The following is a 14,158-nucleotide window of genomic DNA, read 5'->3' on the forward strand; positions in this document are numbered from 1 at the left end:
CCTTTTACGAATACAAATCCAACGGAGAAAATAATGTCCGAAAAAACATACCTTCAAGCACTCAATGAAGCTTTGAGACAGGAAATGGAGCGTGATGAGAATGTTTTCATTCTCGGCGAAGACGTGGGACAGTTCGGCGGTTGCTTCGGCGTAACTCAGGGACTGTACGATGAGTTTGGCGAAGAGCGTGTGATGGACACACCTATCACCGAAAGTGCCATTGTCGGCGCTGCCACAGGTGCAGCCTTCAGCGGCCTGCGTCCCGTGGCGGAACTTATGTTTGTTGATTTTATCGGCGTATCCATGGACCAGCTTTTCAACCAGGCTGCAAAGATGCGCTACATGTTCGGTGGTAAATCCACAGTACCCATGACCCTGCGTATGCCTCAGGGTGCCGGTATCGGTGCCGCCGCCCAGCATTCACAGTGCCTTGAATCATGGTTCATGAACATTCCCGGACTTAAAGTGGCAATACCGGCAACTCCTTACGATGCCAAAGGTCTGCTTATCAGTGCAATCCGTGATGACAACCCCGTAGTTTTCCTCGAGCACAAGATGCTTTACGGCGTCAGCGGAGAGGTTCCGGACGAAAGTTATACCATCGAAATCGGTAAAGCCGACATCAAACGCGAAGGCACTGACGTGACCATCGTCGCTACCTCGCAGATGGTTTATACTGCTTTGTCGGCAGCTGAGAAACTGGCTGCTGAAGGCATTGAAGCTGAAATTGTCGACCTCCGCTGTGTACTGCCTCTTGATACCGAGACCATCCTCGAATCCGTCAAAAAGACCCATGCATTGGTTGTTGCCCATGAAGCAGTGCAGTTTGCCGGTCCCGGTGCCGAAATAGCAGCATTTGTTGCCGAGGAAGCAATCGAATATCTTGACGCCCCGGTTAAGCGGGTCGGTGCTCCCTTCTGCCCCGTCCCCTTTTCTCCTCCTCTGGAACAGCACTATATTCCCGGAGTGGAAGATATTGTTGAGGCCGTTAAGAGCATTCGGTAACCATATTATGCGGAGAACCGTTGTCCCGGCGGTTCTCCCTTGAATTTCATGAGGGCAGACAAGTGAGTGTTGCAGCTATATTGGCTAACCCTGCATCCGGCAAGGATATCCGGCGTCTGATAGCCCATGGCAGTGTTTTCGACAATCAGGAAAAAGTACGCATGGTCCGCAGGCTTATTCTCGGGCTGGAGCGTGCCGGGGTTACCAAGATTCTCTATATGCCGGATTCCTACCAGATCATCCCGCGTGCCCTCAACTCCATTTCGCCTTCCATCCCTGTTGAAGCAGTAGAGATGCCCGTCAGGAACAATCAGACGGATACGACCGTCGCTGCGGGCATAATGGAGACACTTGGCGCGAAGTGTCTCATCATTCTTGGTGGGGACGGCACAAGCAGAGTTGCCTGCAAGGGCACTGTTGCCGTCCCCATTCTACCGCTTTCAACCGGCACGAACAACGTATTCCCATACATGGGTGAAGCAACTGTGGCCGGACTGGCGGCTGGGCTGGTGGCCAGCGGAAGGCTTCCGGTCCGGGAATGTTGTTATCAATCATGTATGTTTGACATTCTTGTGGACGGTAAAGTGGAGGACATCGCATTGGTCGACGCTGCTGTTTATAATGATGTTTTCCTGGCATCAAAAGCAGTCTGGCAAATGGAAAAAGTTCCGCAGCTGTTTCTGACCCGCTGCAGTGCCTGTTCCATCGGGCTTTCTTCAATAGGAGGCCAATTGTGCGAAATCCTGCCCGAAGATCCGCGCGGGCTGGCCCTCACTATCGGTGAATGTCCCCATACTACTGTAACAGCCTCGATAGCTCCGGGCATGTTCGCTGAAGTGCCCGTTCAAAAAATGTCCGAGATGGCACCGGGGGAGCTCTTTAATATCAGCGTTTCCCCCGGCCTTGTCGCCGTGGATGGAGAACGGGAAGTTGAGATCCCTTGTGGATCAAGTGCCGGTATACGTCTCAATACAGATGGGCCCATGGTTGTGGATATCCGGAAAACAATGGATCTGGCCAGGGATGCGGGCCTTTTCCGCTAACAATATTTCAAGGAATGAACATGAGTAATGTACTGAAAGCCGCTTTTATTTTCATATCACCCAATGGTAATCCCGAAGAGCACAGGAGTTGGGTTCGTACCGAAGCCGTGGAGCTGCTTACTGTTGCTGTAAGTAATTATGCTCAGGCCGAAAAAGTTGCCCGCAGTCTTGTAGAGAATGAGAATATTGCCGCCATTGAGCTGTGCGGAGGTTTCGGAACAGCCGGAACATCCAGAGTAGCAGATGCAGTTGATGTTCCGGTGGGAGTGGTCCGCTTTGACATTCATCCCGGACTGAACAATGTCAGTGGAGATAAGCTTTTCAGCTAGACTTAAAGCAAGCAGGGGCTACTTCCAGTTGAAGGATGCAGCCCCTGTATAGTAGAATACAACATATTTACAGTCAGCGAATTACATACACATTTTGAATACAGCGAACTACCTGCCTTCAAGAACATGCTTTTGGGGTATGAAACAGGTAAAGGTGCCGCTGAAAACAATGTCATCAGCGCAAAAGACTTCCACCTTCACCATATGCCTGCTTCCTTCCGGAGACGAGCACTCAGCCCGGGCAACCAGCACATCGCCAACCCGTGAAGGTTTGAGGAAACGGGTTTCTGCCGCTCCAAGCACAACATTGGGATGATTTACCGCCAGCATGGCGGCATAATCGGCCAGTCCGAAAATGAATCCACCGTGAACGAGTCCGCTTTCATCTGCAGCCATACATGGTGCGCATTCCAGACGTATTTCACTCATCCCGTCTTTTACACGCACCGGCTCGCCGCATAATGAACGGTCAATAAGCTCATGGGTTTTTATTTTCATTATTTCCTCTTTAAATTTCATCTGTTTCAGACGATCAGCGACATTTTCCCCTGGATAGCGGAGAGTATGTTTTCTCCGCAGGCCAGGGGAAAATGTGTGAATCGACTAGTTGAACAGGTCTACTAGTCGAACAGGTCTTCCAGTTCGTCAAAAACATAATGCATATACATTACCTTGGGAGAGCCGCCCATGGCAATCGCGAGCATGGCTGCCTGCATGATTTCTTCCTTGCTGGCACCATGGCTTGCTGCTCCCTGAATATGGAGCGAGATGCACATTTCACACTGGGACATCATGGAACAGGCTACATGAATCAGTTCCTGAGTTTTATGGTCGATGGGGCCGAATTCGCTGATTTCCTTGGTGAAGTTAAGGTATTTGGGGAAAACATCGCCGGCTTTCTGAGTCATTTTTGCCAAAGTGCTCGCTGCTTTTTCTGCTGCATCCATTTTAAATTCTCCTCTTTAAGGTTTAAGATACAACTATAAAGCAAAGAGCGTGCCTCATTTACTTTGATCTGAAATGTCCTGAATTCCGTAGAATTAAAGAGCCTGTGCACATAAAAATCACATAAAAAATGTTCCGGAGGTGAACATTGATCGGAAAATGAACAGTACAACATAAGAATTTTACAGCACCAGAACAGTTTGCAGATCTAAAATAACAAGTAGTGAAGCAGTACAAATCTTATAAATCCTGATTTGGTCATGATTGTTGTCGCAGCAAACGATCACTGGCATATATGTTGCTTTGCTTAAAGTATGTTTAAGGAAGACTCTCATCAGCAATCAGCACTGCTGCTAAATTTTTCCATCAGCGATTATATGGAAATATTTCAGCTGCAGAAGGACCTCCTTGCTTTGAAAAAGCAGGGACTTATACCTGATGTTGTTATCATGTTGGAGCATTCGCCATGTTTCACCATTGGCCGCAGCGGCAGCCTTGATCATCTGCTTGTGGATAATCAGGTACTTAGCCGGCAGAATATCACCGTGCATGACACTTCCAGGGGCGGGGATATAACCTACCACGGTCCCGGCCAGCTTGTGTGTTATCCTATTATATCCCTTGAAGGGGAGCAGCGCGATTTGCATGCCTATGCCCGGAAGATGGAAGAAGTCATGATTCGGACCTTAAGTACTTTTGATATCAAGGCCGGACGCAAGCAGCAGTTTCCCGGGGTCTGGGTGGGGGACCGAAAGATAGGAGCCATGGGCATAGCGGTACGCAACTGGATTACAATGCATGGAATTTCACTGAATGTCTGTCCCGACCTGGAGCACTTTTCTTACATAATTCCATGCGGCATAACATCGTATGGGGTTACCTCAATGAGCGAAGTCATGGGCGAGCCGATCCATGTTGAAAATGTTCGAAATGAAATGCGTAAACAGTTCAGCGCAGTTTTTGATATGCCGTTGCAGCCGACAACCTTGAAAAATATTCTCATGGAGAAAAAATATGCAAAAACCTGAGTGGTTGACCATACCCGCACCGGACGCGCAGCATATGAACAGTATCCGGGATCTGCTGGGTAAAGGGGCGCTTCATTCAGTATGTGAAAGTGCGCAGTGCCCCAATATCGGTGAGTGTTTTGCCAGCAGAACCTGCACATTCATGATTCTGGGTGATATCTGTACCCGTAATTGTGCTTTCTGTGCCGTCACGCACGGAAAGCCGCTTGCTCCGGACCCCGAAGAACCGGTCAAACTGGCTCTTACGGCAAAACAGCTGGGGCTGAAACATATAGTCATAACATCCGTGACCCGTGACGATCTCCCGGACGGAGGGGCCGGGCACTTTGCAAGCACAATTGCTGCAATCAGAAAAGAAACCCCCGAATCAACAGTGGAAGTTCTGATACCTGATTTCAAAGGCGAAGTAGGTCCTTTGCAACAGGTAGTCGATGCTGCCCCGGAAGTGATAAACCATAATGTCGAGACAGTACCCAGACTGTATCCCACAGTAAGGCCGGCGGCAAAATACAAGCGGTCCCTTGAGTTGCTCAGCAATGTTTCCCGGCTTTCTCCCAAAAATAAAATTAAAACCAAATCAGGGCTTATGCTCGGTCTTGGTGAACAAAAAGCTGAAGTAGTGGCGGTTATGAAGGATCTGCTTGAGGCAGGGTGCAGTATACTGACTATCGGGCAATATCTTTGTCCGTCTCCGGAGCATCATCCGTTGATTGAATATATCCATCCGGACAGATTCGCTGAATATGCGGAAATAGGTACAGCACTTGGTTTCAAACAGGTTGTTTCCGGGCCTTTGGTCCGCAGTTCTTATCATGCGGAAAAAAGTTTTCGGCAGCTGAATTCCAAATGTTGCGGAAGTCATTAACAGGTGCTTGCAGCTGATAAAATTTTCGGCCGGGTGGTTATCCCCAACTAATCAACCATCTGGAATCGGAATGGGCTCCAGTGGAACGCGCTTTTGGTATGAAAGACGGAACCTTCACCTGTTTTACAGGTTGTTGGCCCAAAAGCGAAGTTGCTGTCTTTCCCCTTGAAGAATATATGTTTGTAATCCGCATTTAACATATTTTTCCCGGGCACGTTCCACTGTCAGCCTTAACTGCATGGGGTCGTTATGTTCATTCGGCATATGATAAACAACCACATTTTGAGGCCTGAATATTTCATTGATGATCCTGCGTCCTTCCCGGTTATGATAAAATAGGGGATTTACAAATACGGCTTCCAGCTCGACATCCAGCAACGGCTTTTCATAATACTCGGCCACATGGTCGGCATCTCCTGTAAACAGGATCTTTGTTTCTCCCATTTCCAGCATAAAACAGTCATTTCGCAGGTCCTGATATTGCGGTCCCATATGGCGCGTACCGATGACTGTCATTTTCAGGTCTTTTTCCAGCTTAAAAGATTCAAATTCTCCCGGTCCCAAACTTGAAACCCGGTGGCGGATATCGCGCTCCCTAACCTCTGCAAGCAATTCTTTCAGGGGCTTGGAACCGCTGCTGCCATCCGGCATCAAAATAAATTTTACCGGCCTGTTTTTCAATTGCTCGCAGACAAGGGCGGGCGTGAAATGATCGGGATGCTCGTGGGAAAACAACAGATAATCAAGCCGCTCGAAAGGGGGCGTTCCCGTCTTCATGAGCTGCAGGTCCATTGGAGAAACCTTGCAAAAGGGATGTCCGCTTTCATAATGTATTCCATCGATCAGAATGTTTGTTCCGTTATACCTGACCAGCACTCCGGCGTTGGCTACAAGAGTAACATCGACATAATTCATTATCTTCTCCTACTGCCAAACAAAATCGGCATTTTGATATAAGTTCGCCTTATTTAGCGAAAAGCCATGAGAAAAGGGAAGAATCTTGCGACTCTTCCCTTCGGACGTTTTCGGGTGCACAATCCCGTTTCCGATAACTGGAAAACCGAAAACGTCTCTTCCTCTGTCAACTGTACAAGGCACCGGCCTTTACACCTCTTATTTCGCTCTGCGCATAATCCCGAAGGACACGCTGCAGCTCAAAATCATTTTTTACCAGACATTATTATTTGCGGTCCTGCATTCTGCTCTTAAGGCCTTACTATAATCTTGATATTTTCATCTTTATTGTTAATCAGTTCCAGAAATCCTTTTTCAACAATATCTTCCAATTCAATTTTTCCGGTAATCATGGGTTCAGCCTTAAGCTGGCCTGTGGCAAGCAATGCAGAAACCCCCTTGAAGTCTTCAAGGGTATAGGCCAGAGTTCCGATTACTCGTTTGTCTGTACCGCTCAGGCTGAAAAAATTAAAAGAACTCGGTTCTTCGAAAATACCGACAATAACGGCTCGCCCGGCATTACGGATTACATCCACTGCGAGCGGTCCGGTAAATTTGTTGCCCACACACTCAAATGAAACGTCTGCTCCGGAGCCGCCGGTCATGGCTTTGATCTCAGCCACTGCATCGCATTCCGTAGGATTGAGAATTACATCCGCTCCGCACTCTTCTGCCTTGGCGGTGCGGGCTTTGGACATTTCCAGCATAATAACTTTACCGGCACCGGCGGCTTTCGCTGCCATGAGCGTTCCTAGCCCGATGGTTCCGGCACCGATAATTACAACCGTTTCCCCAAGAATGGATCCGGCTTCACGCACAGCTTTGAATCCGGTTGCCAGAGGTTCTATTAATGCTCCCGCTTCCGGGCTAACTCCGGACGGCAGTTTGTAGCACAGCTCTGCGGGGATATTTACATACTTGGCAAAGGCGCCATCATTGTGCAGGCCGGTAAAGGCGAGTTTCTCGCAGACATTGTAGCGGCCGGTCCGGCAGGTAATGCATTCTCCGCAATGCTGGCAGGCGTCAGGGGCGACAAAGTCACCGACGCTCACGTTACTGACCCCTTCACCCACTTCTACCACTGTACCGGTAAACTCATGCCCAAGAATCAGGCTGCCCTGCTTGCCGGTAAGGGGATGCGGCTCTTCAGTCGGGATAAAAATCGGCCCTGCAATATATTCATGCAAATCAGATCCGCAGATACCACACCAGTCAACCTTGACTTTTACCCACCCAGCAGAAGGAAAGGGGGGAACAGCGACAGTTTCTACACGTACATCTTCTTTAGCATGCCAAACAGCAGCTCGCATTGTTTCATTCATGGGAACCTCTCTTGAATTATCGTACTATGGAATTTATTGATAACAGCTGATGAGACCACAAATAATGAAAACTCAAGTAGCATTACGCATGCCACACCGTGCAGATAGATAGAATTGAGATGGTAGAAAAGGTGAGAAAATTAAAATAAAGATATATATCAGTCTTTACAGTGCCTCAGGAGGGGGGTATGGGCGGTAAATTTTGAGAGTGTATCAATATATAAGACAACAACCCTATGTCCCAAATCAGGACACATCATGAATTGTGCTCGTTTTTAGAACAGGAGCATTCTTAAAAAGTGCTGCGCGCTATGCTTTTATCCGCAAATGCGATTATGGTAATAATGTCAGTATGACTCAGACCGGTTTTTCGTTGAACCAGCGGTGAACCGGGATTCGAGAATATTACGCTAGGATTCCGACAAGAGTGTTGACGAGGTGGGTAAAAAGTTGAATAAAATCAGCGTTTATTGGCTTGGTTATAGGAACGGCATTCAAGAGGCCGTGGGTTCAATTCTCATCCAGCTCAACCTGAGATTTCAAGAGGTTATCTAGTATTTTGGGATTTTATACGGAGAACATATGGGCCTCAATAGGATTGGGTAGAGGCTGTGTTTACAGCCTTTCAGATGGGTAGTATTAAGAAGCAATGAAAAGAAAAAAGATTCTCATTTTAGGTGGCATGGGAGAAGTCGGACGAATTCTTAGTAATGGATTATGCGATACATATGATGTCATTGTATCAGACATTGCAAGCACAGGTGCTGATGATCATGGAAGATATATACAAATCGACATTACAGATTTTAGCCAATTAATTGAAAAAGTAACTCCAGACATTGATGTTATTATTAATCTGGCTGGCCTACCAGAGAAAGATAGTATAATTTCAGAAACTGAAGTAAAGGAGATGAGTGACCTCTATGTCGTAGGTTCATACAATGTATTTCTTTGTGCAAAGATGTTAGGAATCCCGAAGGTTGTTTTTGCAAGTACAAACCATGTGAGTGGCTACTACGAAAACAATGGAGATAGTTCACTTGGACGCCTAATCACTTCTTCTGATTCCCCTGCCCCTGATAGTGCTTATGGAGCCATGAAAAGTTGTGCGGAACAATTTGGTTTTGTGTTTGCTAACGAATGCAATATTAGTATTATTTCTTTGCGGATAGGTACAGTTCGAAGCAATGAGTTGGAGTTGTTGAAAGATAATGGTAGAGCCCATAAAACCATTCTCAGTGCCGTTGACACGGTTAATCTTTTCATTTCAGCAATGGAAACTAAAACGAAATATGGCGTCTATTACGGTGTTTCAGATAACCCTGGCAAGCCATGGGATATCGAAAATGCTATTTTAGAACTGTCATATAAGCCTACTCAAAATTCGAAAAGCATAGTTAAACAAAAAACTTTACAGGGTAAGTGATGAAAGATTATGTTAGCTATGTAGCTGCAATTTCAAGTTTTTTGACTATAGTGTCATTCGCGATTATTATCATTCAACATTTGACAAGAAAGCAAGAGATTGCTGCGCTTAAAAGTCAAGTTCAAGAAAATTTCAACGCATATTTTTTAATTGCCAGAGCGTGCACAAGAGGCAGAAGCGATAAGCAGAATGTCGTTGATGTGGCTATGACTTGTGAACTTGAATATATACGCGGTGTTTGTGACACGCAACGAAATGGTATCATAGCATACGGCAGGGAGCATTTATCTTTTGTACCATTCTACGAGCACCCTATGTTTCCTGGAGAAAAACAACCTGATGAAGTAATGGCAGGCATGCCGCCGGATCAATTCGAATGTAAGGGTTCGAGCAAAATTAAAGAAAGCAAGCAACCGGCGAGTGATTTGCTTCCTCCCAAAAAATAAAGCTAGTCCCATCGAATGTTAGGTGTGTGGTCCATGAAGGCGGGAGGATATGCCATTAAAGACACGCCCTAAACAGATCATCTTTAAGCTTAGAAAAGCCGACCTTGCCTTGGCTTAGGAGGCTCGAGAATTGCCATCGCTTAATCGGTTGGAGAACCGCCTACAGCACGAAATCCCCTCTTTTCGGCAGAAAATGTTATCCACTCCAAGATTTAATTAATGATTTCAGGTGCTACAAGCCACGCGCCATGAATGGAATTCAAGAGGCCGTGGGGTCAATTTCCTCCAGCTCCACCATTTTTTTAGTAAATCAACCGGTTAGGCGAATAGCTTAATCGGTTTTTTTGTGTGGATAACAATTGGATAAAATTTTGAAATTCTGGTTTGTTCAGTTCCCTTTTCGCTTGGATTTCACAAGCTCATCAGCGGGGTAGCCCCGGAAGGGAGGTGGACTCCCCAAGACCTAAGTCTAAGTTCAGTGTAATTAGCATACGACGTGATACTTCTTGTTACCTTCTTTATCATACGCATTCCCTCCCCAGCGTGAGCTGTTACGAAGCTGATTAGTTCCGAGAACGCAAATTGTTCTACCAAAGATGTTGGATTAATTGTGTAAAACACTACGGCTGTCATCATCAGTCTCAGGAGGCCACCTCTGAAAGACACTCTTATGAGTGTTTCGACTTTTGTGTAGTTATAATATTTCATCAAAGTTTTTAAATGTACAGACTTTGAATTGTATCCAAGATTTCGATTCCCTTCAGTTCCGCAAATAATTAATTTTAAACATCAGGTAACCGCCAGATTTGCTACAAAAAAGGCTTGGATAGTTATCCAAGCCTTTTAGCGATTTGAAGATCATTGCGTTGTTATAAGTTAATTTATTCGTTTAGAGACTATAGCTTTCATGCCGAGTAATATTCAATAGTTTCCCGTCCCTATCTTGCTTGGACGCTTACGTCTTCATAGGAACCATATGCCTGCCCAAGTGGGATGGTCGGATTCTTTTTTCCTGCAAAAGGTTGTTTATTAAAGTGGACAACGAAGTTGTTTTAACTAGTCTATTATACATAAAATATTGAATTACAAGCGATTATAAGTCTATCGCTTTGTCCTTCAAAAGAATGATCGGTAAGCAGTTGACAATATTAAAAGTGAACTATATATTCATTTTTATAAATGAATTACAAATTCACTATTAGAGAGGCAAGGAGGTGAGCCGATGGTTCAAATATTAAAAGAGAGTGTTCGAAACCAGATTGTCGAAGCTGCGGAATCTCAGTTTGCGAAGATGGGATTCAAAAAGGCCACGGTTGGGTCGATTGCTCAAGAAGCAGATGTCGCAACAGGAACAATATATAAGTATTTTCCAAACAAGAAGGCGTTGTTTGAGACCGTTGTCTCGGATGAATTTGTTGAAGAATTCCTTCGCCTGACTCAATGCAGAATCAATAAATTCGACACGTCTCAGGGTATTGATTCGAGTCTTTCCAATATGGAAGGTGACGCTGAAAGCTTACTTCATTTTTGGATTCGTAACCGGCGTAAGGTCATCATTCTTTTGGCTCGATCAGAAGGGACCAAGCATGAAAGTTTCGGTCGGAAATATGTGCAAGGAATGACGGATCAAGCCGTCGCACAAGCATGTCAGCAATATCCCCAGCTGGAAATTACGGACTTGCTGCGATTCATGCTTGAAAAGGCTCTCACGGATTCCGTGAGAGGGGTTGTCTTAATCTTGGATCATTTTGAGGACAAAGAGTCTATCTTTGAGGCTTTTGACGCCGGAACAACATACCATCTCAGTGGAATGGCTGCACTTGTTGAGTGGGCTTGCAAAAAAAGGGGGTTCTAATGAACGCTTTTGACATTATGGCTGAAGCAAAAATGCGTCAGTGGGAGAAGTCAAAAAAAGAAGGAAATGCCAAGCAGAGCACGAGTAAGCAGCTTGTTTCAGTCAGCTCTGGCGATTCTTTGGAGAAGCAGTTATTTGCCGACATAAAGCGGTTGATAAAGCGGTCGCATCAGGAAGAACATTGTCTTCGAGAGGCAACATTATTGGAAGCAGAGAAGCTGCAAGTCCAGTTGTCGACAAGGTTGGAAAGTAGTGGTTGCTACTATCTGGCCAAGTATTTGTTTGATGAGATCAATAAGTTGAGAGTGAATGAGGGAGCATAGGTGTTGTTCTTGGGGTCGCCCTCTGAGACCGCATGGAGCAGCAGAAGAGATGGCGGATATCGTAGCTGACAAAGTCATCACTGATCCCGGCACGGCGGCAGGAATTTCTGAACCCATTACTCCAGCTCTTGATGGAGCGACCATTGTACTCGATGACATGGTCAGTTTTGGCTTTTGCTTTTTCATCCGCAGCGTCAAGAACCTTCTCAGGTTCAGTTGCAGCTGTTTCCGACTTATCAACGACACGGGTCAGAACAATCCCTTCGTTGTCGATTTCCAGTTCAAACTGGTCACCGTGCGCGTAAGTCGAGTCCGGGAAGTCGAGCATACGCTTGGTCAGTCGTATGTCACCTTTGAAGTTGACCTGCGGTCTTTTCAAGTTGCGGACGTACAGCCCTGGGACTTCGTAAAACTGCCGATCCTCGTTGATGAGCTTGAGGATGTGCTGCCTGAGAGATTGTTTCGAGACAACACCCAGTGTGGCCTATATCTCGTCAGCGTTTTTGCCGTCTTTAATCATCTGCCGAAGCAGTTTTGCATCGAACTTAGACTCGAAATGCTTCTTACCGGTTTCCTTCTTTGCCATGATAGAACCTCCTGGCTTATGAGGTAATATCTGTAGGAAATGGGTGAAAAGCACGGAGGAAACTGCGGCAGTAGTACGTGTCAACTAATTTGCTGTTGCTAAGTCTCCATGCTTTAGGGCAGTATGCTGCTAATCTATATGGTGTTGTGATTTTCGTTTTATTTGTCTTCGCTGGGTTTCGGGTGTTGTTGTGCCCAGTCTTCTAAACAGAGGTGTCGATCAAAGTGTTTAAGTCTTCTAAAAAAGAAATTCATGAAGAACTTATGAATCTGCGTATGGAAATTGAGAAGCTGCGCGAACAGTTGGATAAACAAGCCAACCCTACTTCGAAAGTAGCAGATAATGCTCACCGACTCTGTGATCTGGTTAGTTACGTAGGAGCGAAGCAGGCATTCAAGGTGGTTATGGATAATCGTGCAAATACAGACGATGAAAAATTTAGCCAACAACTTTTGGCAGTGGCCAGCAGTTGTCTTTCGTGGGAGCTGCAAGACATTCTAAGTGACTATGCCCAAGAGTTACTTCCGGTAATGAGTCAAATAGCCACAATTGGCTCGATTCCGTTAACTGTGATTCAAGAACTAAATATTGAATTGGAAGACGTGGCGGAAAAACAATGGAATTTAGACAAAGGGGAGCAAGCAGCATTTATGGCCGGACTGATCAATGCAGCTTCCGATAAGGATCAAGCTTTTGCATCCCTAGACTCTGAAATAATCGATCCTGCATTGAAACATTTAGTGCTGGATCTGCTTTTCGATTTTGATGCGTTCAGAACATCTTTTAGTGATCATGCCATCCGTGAGCTGCTCATGGTAATCAATAATGAAGATTTAACATTTGCCCTTGCAGGAGCAGATGAAGATGTCAGGGAAGTATTTCTTCGGAATTTATCTGAACGGGCTCGCAATATGGTTGAAGAAGATATTGAGATATGCGGGGGTGTTTCAAAACGCGATAATGAGAATGCTCAGTTGAGTCTTGTTCGAAGTATGCGGATGTTGGTGGCGAAAGGGGTGGTTGAGCGTTCTTAATGCTTTGTTGATATGTCGCTACTGTATACTCCGGTAATCATAAGGATTGTGGCTTGGGTGAATACTTAAATTTGTGTGTGCTGAATTTTTGATGCTAAATTTTATTAAAAGAAATAGTTTTGTGCTGTTGGGATATAGCCTGATTTTGTTGGTTTTAATTCCGCAACTCTTCGCAATCCCAGACTCCTCTTCACTGGCAATTATTAAAAAGCATCCGGCTGTTTTGGTCGGGTGCTTTTCTTTTGCTTTAGCCGGTTATCTATATTTCCTTACTCGACTCTCCGGTCAAGCTACTTCGCGTAGTAAACGGACAGGTATTTTTGGGATGGGGGTATTTGTTTTGCTCCTGATTTCTAGCCCCTACTTGGCTGGGCAGGGTCGAGTTGTATGGGTTTATGATACATGGAGGCTGGAGCAGAAGGCGGAGCAAGGTGATCCTCTTTCTCAGATTCGTATGGCTGCACGGACCTTGATGCGTGAGCCAGACAGGGAAATATCCCTTCCAATTGCCATGGATTGGGTAAATAGGGCAGAACAGAATGGTCTTAAAGGGACGAATTTTTATAGCGAAACTCCAGTTTGGTTCAACTCGGAGCTATTCGGTGCAGAGGAATCCGTATTGGGTATGGCTGCGTATAACCTTAAAAATAGCAATGAAATCAGGTCTAGGGCAATTTGTGCTCTTAATGAAATTTATCCTCTTAGTGTTCCTGACGAACGGAAAGTAATCGATAGAACTCTTTTACGAATGTATTGTGAGTTTAGCAATAACGCTACATATTCTAAAGGTATAAGCCCTGAAGCTATGACCATTCTTAAATATGCCAAGGTCAAAAGTGAGCTTAAACCTAAGAAAAAGGAACGCAGCACAACTTATTTCCGGTTTTCTTATAACGGACCGCCGTATGAAAAACTGAATCGTGAAATGAGGCAAAAGCTTGAAGATAAAATGAAAGAGCGTGAAAGCAAATTGATTTCACCATATTAAGGAGTTTGT

16 protein-coding genes and 1 other RNA gene are annotated in these 14,158 nt (G+C 45.5%); 11 read left to right on the forward strand and 6 right to left on the reverse strand.

Features of this window, described 5'->3' with window-relative positions:
* Positions 1 to 33: 33 nt before the first annotated feature.
* From ACKU35_RS10200 to ACKU35_RS10210, 3 genes are read left to right on the forward strand one after another with little or no spacing between them, the layout of a single operon-like run.
* Positions 34 to 1,005 carry an alpha-ketoacid dehydrogenase subunit beta gene (locus ACKU35_RS10200; protein ID WP_319759115.1) on the forward strand — a complete coding sequence of 324 codons (972 nt, stop codon included), beginning with the start codon at positions 34 to 36 and terminating at the stop codon, positions 1,003 to 1,005.
* A 20-nt stretch (positions 1,006 to 1,025) separates the two neighbouring features.
* Complete coding sequence (locus tag ACKU35_RS10205; protein WP_319759116.1) at positions 1,026 to 2,048, forward strand: NAD(+)/NADH kinase; 1,023 nt, start codon at positions 1,026 to 1,028, stop codon at positions 2,046 to 2,048.
* Positions 2,049 to 2,068: 20 nt separating this feature from the next.
* Complete coding sequence (locus ACKU35_RS10210; protein WP_319759117.1) at positions 2,069 to 2,377, forward strand: DUF6506 family protein; 309 nt, start codon at positions 2,069 to 2,071, stop codon at positions 2,375 to 2,377.
* 108 nt (positions 2,378 to 2,485) lie between these two features.
* On the opposite strand, the gene ACKU35_RS10215 is transcribed toward ACKU35_RS10210, so the two are convergent.
* Both ACKU35_RS10215 and ACKU35_RS10220 read right to left on the reverse strand, forming a co-directional pair.
* Complete coding sequence (locus ACKU35_RS10215; protein ID WP_319759118.1) at positions 2,486 to 2,875, reverse strand: PaaI family thioesterase; 390 nt, start codon at positions 2,873 to 2,875, stop codon at positions 2,486 to 2,488.
* A 122-nt stretch (positions 2,876 to 2,997) separates the two neighbouring features.
* A complete protein-coding gene (locus ACKU35_RS10220) occupies positions 2,998 to 3,324 on the reverse strand; it encodes a carboxymuconolactone decarboxylase family protein (protein WP_319759119.1) in 327 nt (108 codons plus the stop codon).
* Between the two features lie 312 nt (positions 3,325 to 3,636).
* Here ACKU35_RS10220 and lipB point away from each other — a divergent pair, with 312 nt between their 5' ends.
* Together lipB and lipA are read left to right on the forward strand one after the other, a co-directional pair.
* Positions 3,637 to 4,350 carry a lipoyl(octanoyl) transferase LipB gene (lipB, locus tag ACKU35_RS10225; protein WP_319759120.1) on the forward strand — a complete coding sequence of 238 codons (714 nt, stop codon included), beginning with the start codon at positions 3,637 to 3,639 and terminating at the stop codon, positions 4,348 to 4,350.
* Entirely contained in the window at positions 4,337 to 5,215 is an 879-nt protein-coding gene (gene lipA / locus ACKU35_RS10230) for a lipoyl synthase (RefSeq protein WP_319759121.1), read from the forward strand. Before lipB ends, lipA begins: the two co-directional genes overlap by 14 nt.
* A 123-nt stretch (positions 5,216 to 5,338) precedes the next feature.
* Here the strand turns inward: lipA and ACKU35_RS10235 are convergent, their stop codons facing one another.
* Entirely contained in the window at positions 5,339 to 6,130 is a 792-nt protein-coding gene (locus ACKU35_RS10235; protein ID WP_319759122.1) for an MBL fold metallo-hydrolase, read from the reverse strand.
* A 290-nt stretch (positions 6,131 to 6,420) separates the two neighbouring features.
* Entirely contained in the window at positions 6,421 to 7,491 is a 1,071-nt protein-coding gene (locus tag ACKU35_RS10240; protein ID WP_319759123.1) for a 2,3-butanediol dehydrogenase, read from the reverse strand.
* Between the two features lie 649 nt (positions 7,492 to 8,140).
* Here ACKU35_RS10240 and ACKU35_RS10245 point away from each other — a divergent pair.
* Both ACKU35_RS10245 and ACKU35_RS10250 read left to right on the forward strand, forming a co-directional pair.
* The gene (locus ACKU35_RS10245; protein WP_319759124.1) at positions 8,141 to 8,917 is read left to right on the forward strand and encodes an NAD(P)-dependent oxidoreductase; all 777 of its coding nucleotides are present in this window, start codon (positions 8,141 to 8,143) and stop codon (positions 8,915 to 8,917) included.
* Positions 8,917 to 9,363 carry a hypothetical protein gene (locus ACKU35_RS10250; protein ID WP_319759125.1) on the forward strand — a complete coding sequence of 149 codons (447 nt, stop codon included), beginning with the start codon at positions 8,917 to 8,919 and terminating at the stop codon, positions 9,361 to 9,363. The genes ACKU35_RS10245 and ACKU35_RS10250 overlap by 1 nt, the downstream gene beginning before the upstream one ends.
* Before the next feature lie 620 nt (positions 9,364 to 9,983).
* Here the strand turns inward: ACKU35_RS10250 and ACKU35_RS10255 are convergent.
* Positions 9,984 to 10,048, reverse strand: an RNA gene (locus ACKU35_RS10255) — hammerhead ribozyme type II.
* A 537-nt stretch (positions 10,049 to 10,585) separates the two neighbouring features.
* On the opposite strand from ACKU35_RS10255, the gene ACKU35_RS10260 reads away from it, so the two are divergent.
* On the forward strand, positions 10,586 to 11,218 hold the full coding sequence (locus ACKU35_RS10260) for a TetR/AcrR family transcriptional regulator (protein ID WP_319759126.1): 633 nt from the start codon (positions 10,586 to 10,588) through the stop codon (positions 11,216 to 11,218).
* Positions 11,218 to 11,541, forward strand: coding sequence for a hypothetical protein (locus tag ACKU35_RS10265; RefSeq protein WP_319759127.1), 324 nt, complete (start codon positions 11,218 to 11,220; stop codon positions 11,539 to 11,541). The genes ACKU35_RS10260 and ACKU35_RS10265 overlap by 1 nt, the downstream gene beginning before the upstream one ends.
* On the opposite strand, the gene ACKU35_RS10270 is transcribed toward ACKU35_RS10265, so the two are convergent.
* On the reverse strand, positions 11,510 to 11,920 hold the full coding sequence (locus ACKU35_RS10270) for a hypothetical protein (protein WP_319759128.1): 411 nt from the start codon (positions 11,918 to 11,920) through the stop codon (positions 11,510 to 11,512). The genes ACKU35_RS10265 and ACKU35_RS10270 overlap by 32 nt on opposite strands.
* 431 nt (positions 11,921 to 12,351) lie before the next feature.
* On the opposite strand from ACKU35_RS10270, the gene ACKU35_RS10275 reads away from it, so the two are divergent.
* Positions 12,352 to 13,161, forward strand: a complete 810-nt coding sequence (locus ACKU35_RS10275; RefSeq protein WP_319759129.1) for a FliG C-terminal domain-containing protein — start codon at positions 12,352 to 12,354, stop codon at positions 13,159 to 13,161.
* A gap of 91 nt (positions 13,162 to 13,252) precedes the next feature.
* On the forward strand, positions 13,253 to 14,149 hold the full coding sequence (locus tag ACKU35_RS10280; RefSeq protein WP_319759130.1) for a hypothetical protein: 897 nt from the start codon (positions 13,253 to 13,255) through the stop codon (positions 14,147 to 14,149).
* Positions 14,150 to 14,158: the final 9 nt, after the last annotated feature.

This window comes from Maridesulfovibrio sp. (assembly GCF_963676065.1).
In the GTDB taxonomy this organism is placed as follows: domain Bacteria; phylum Desulfobacterota; class Desulfovibrionia; order Desulfovibrionales; family Desulfovibrionaceae; genus Maridesulfovibrio.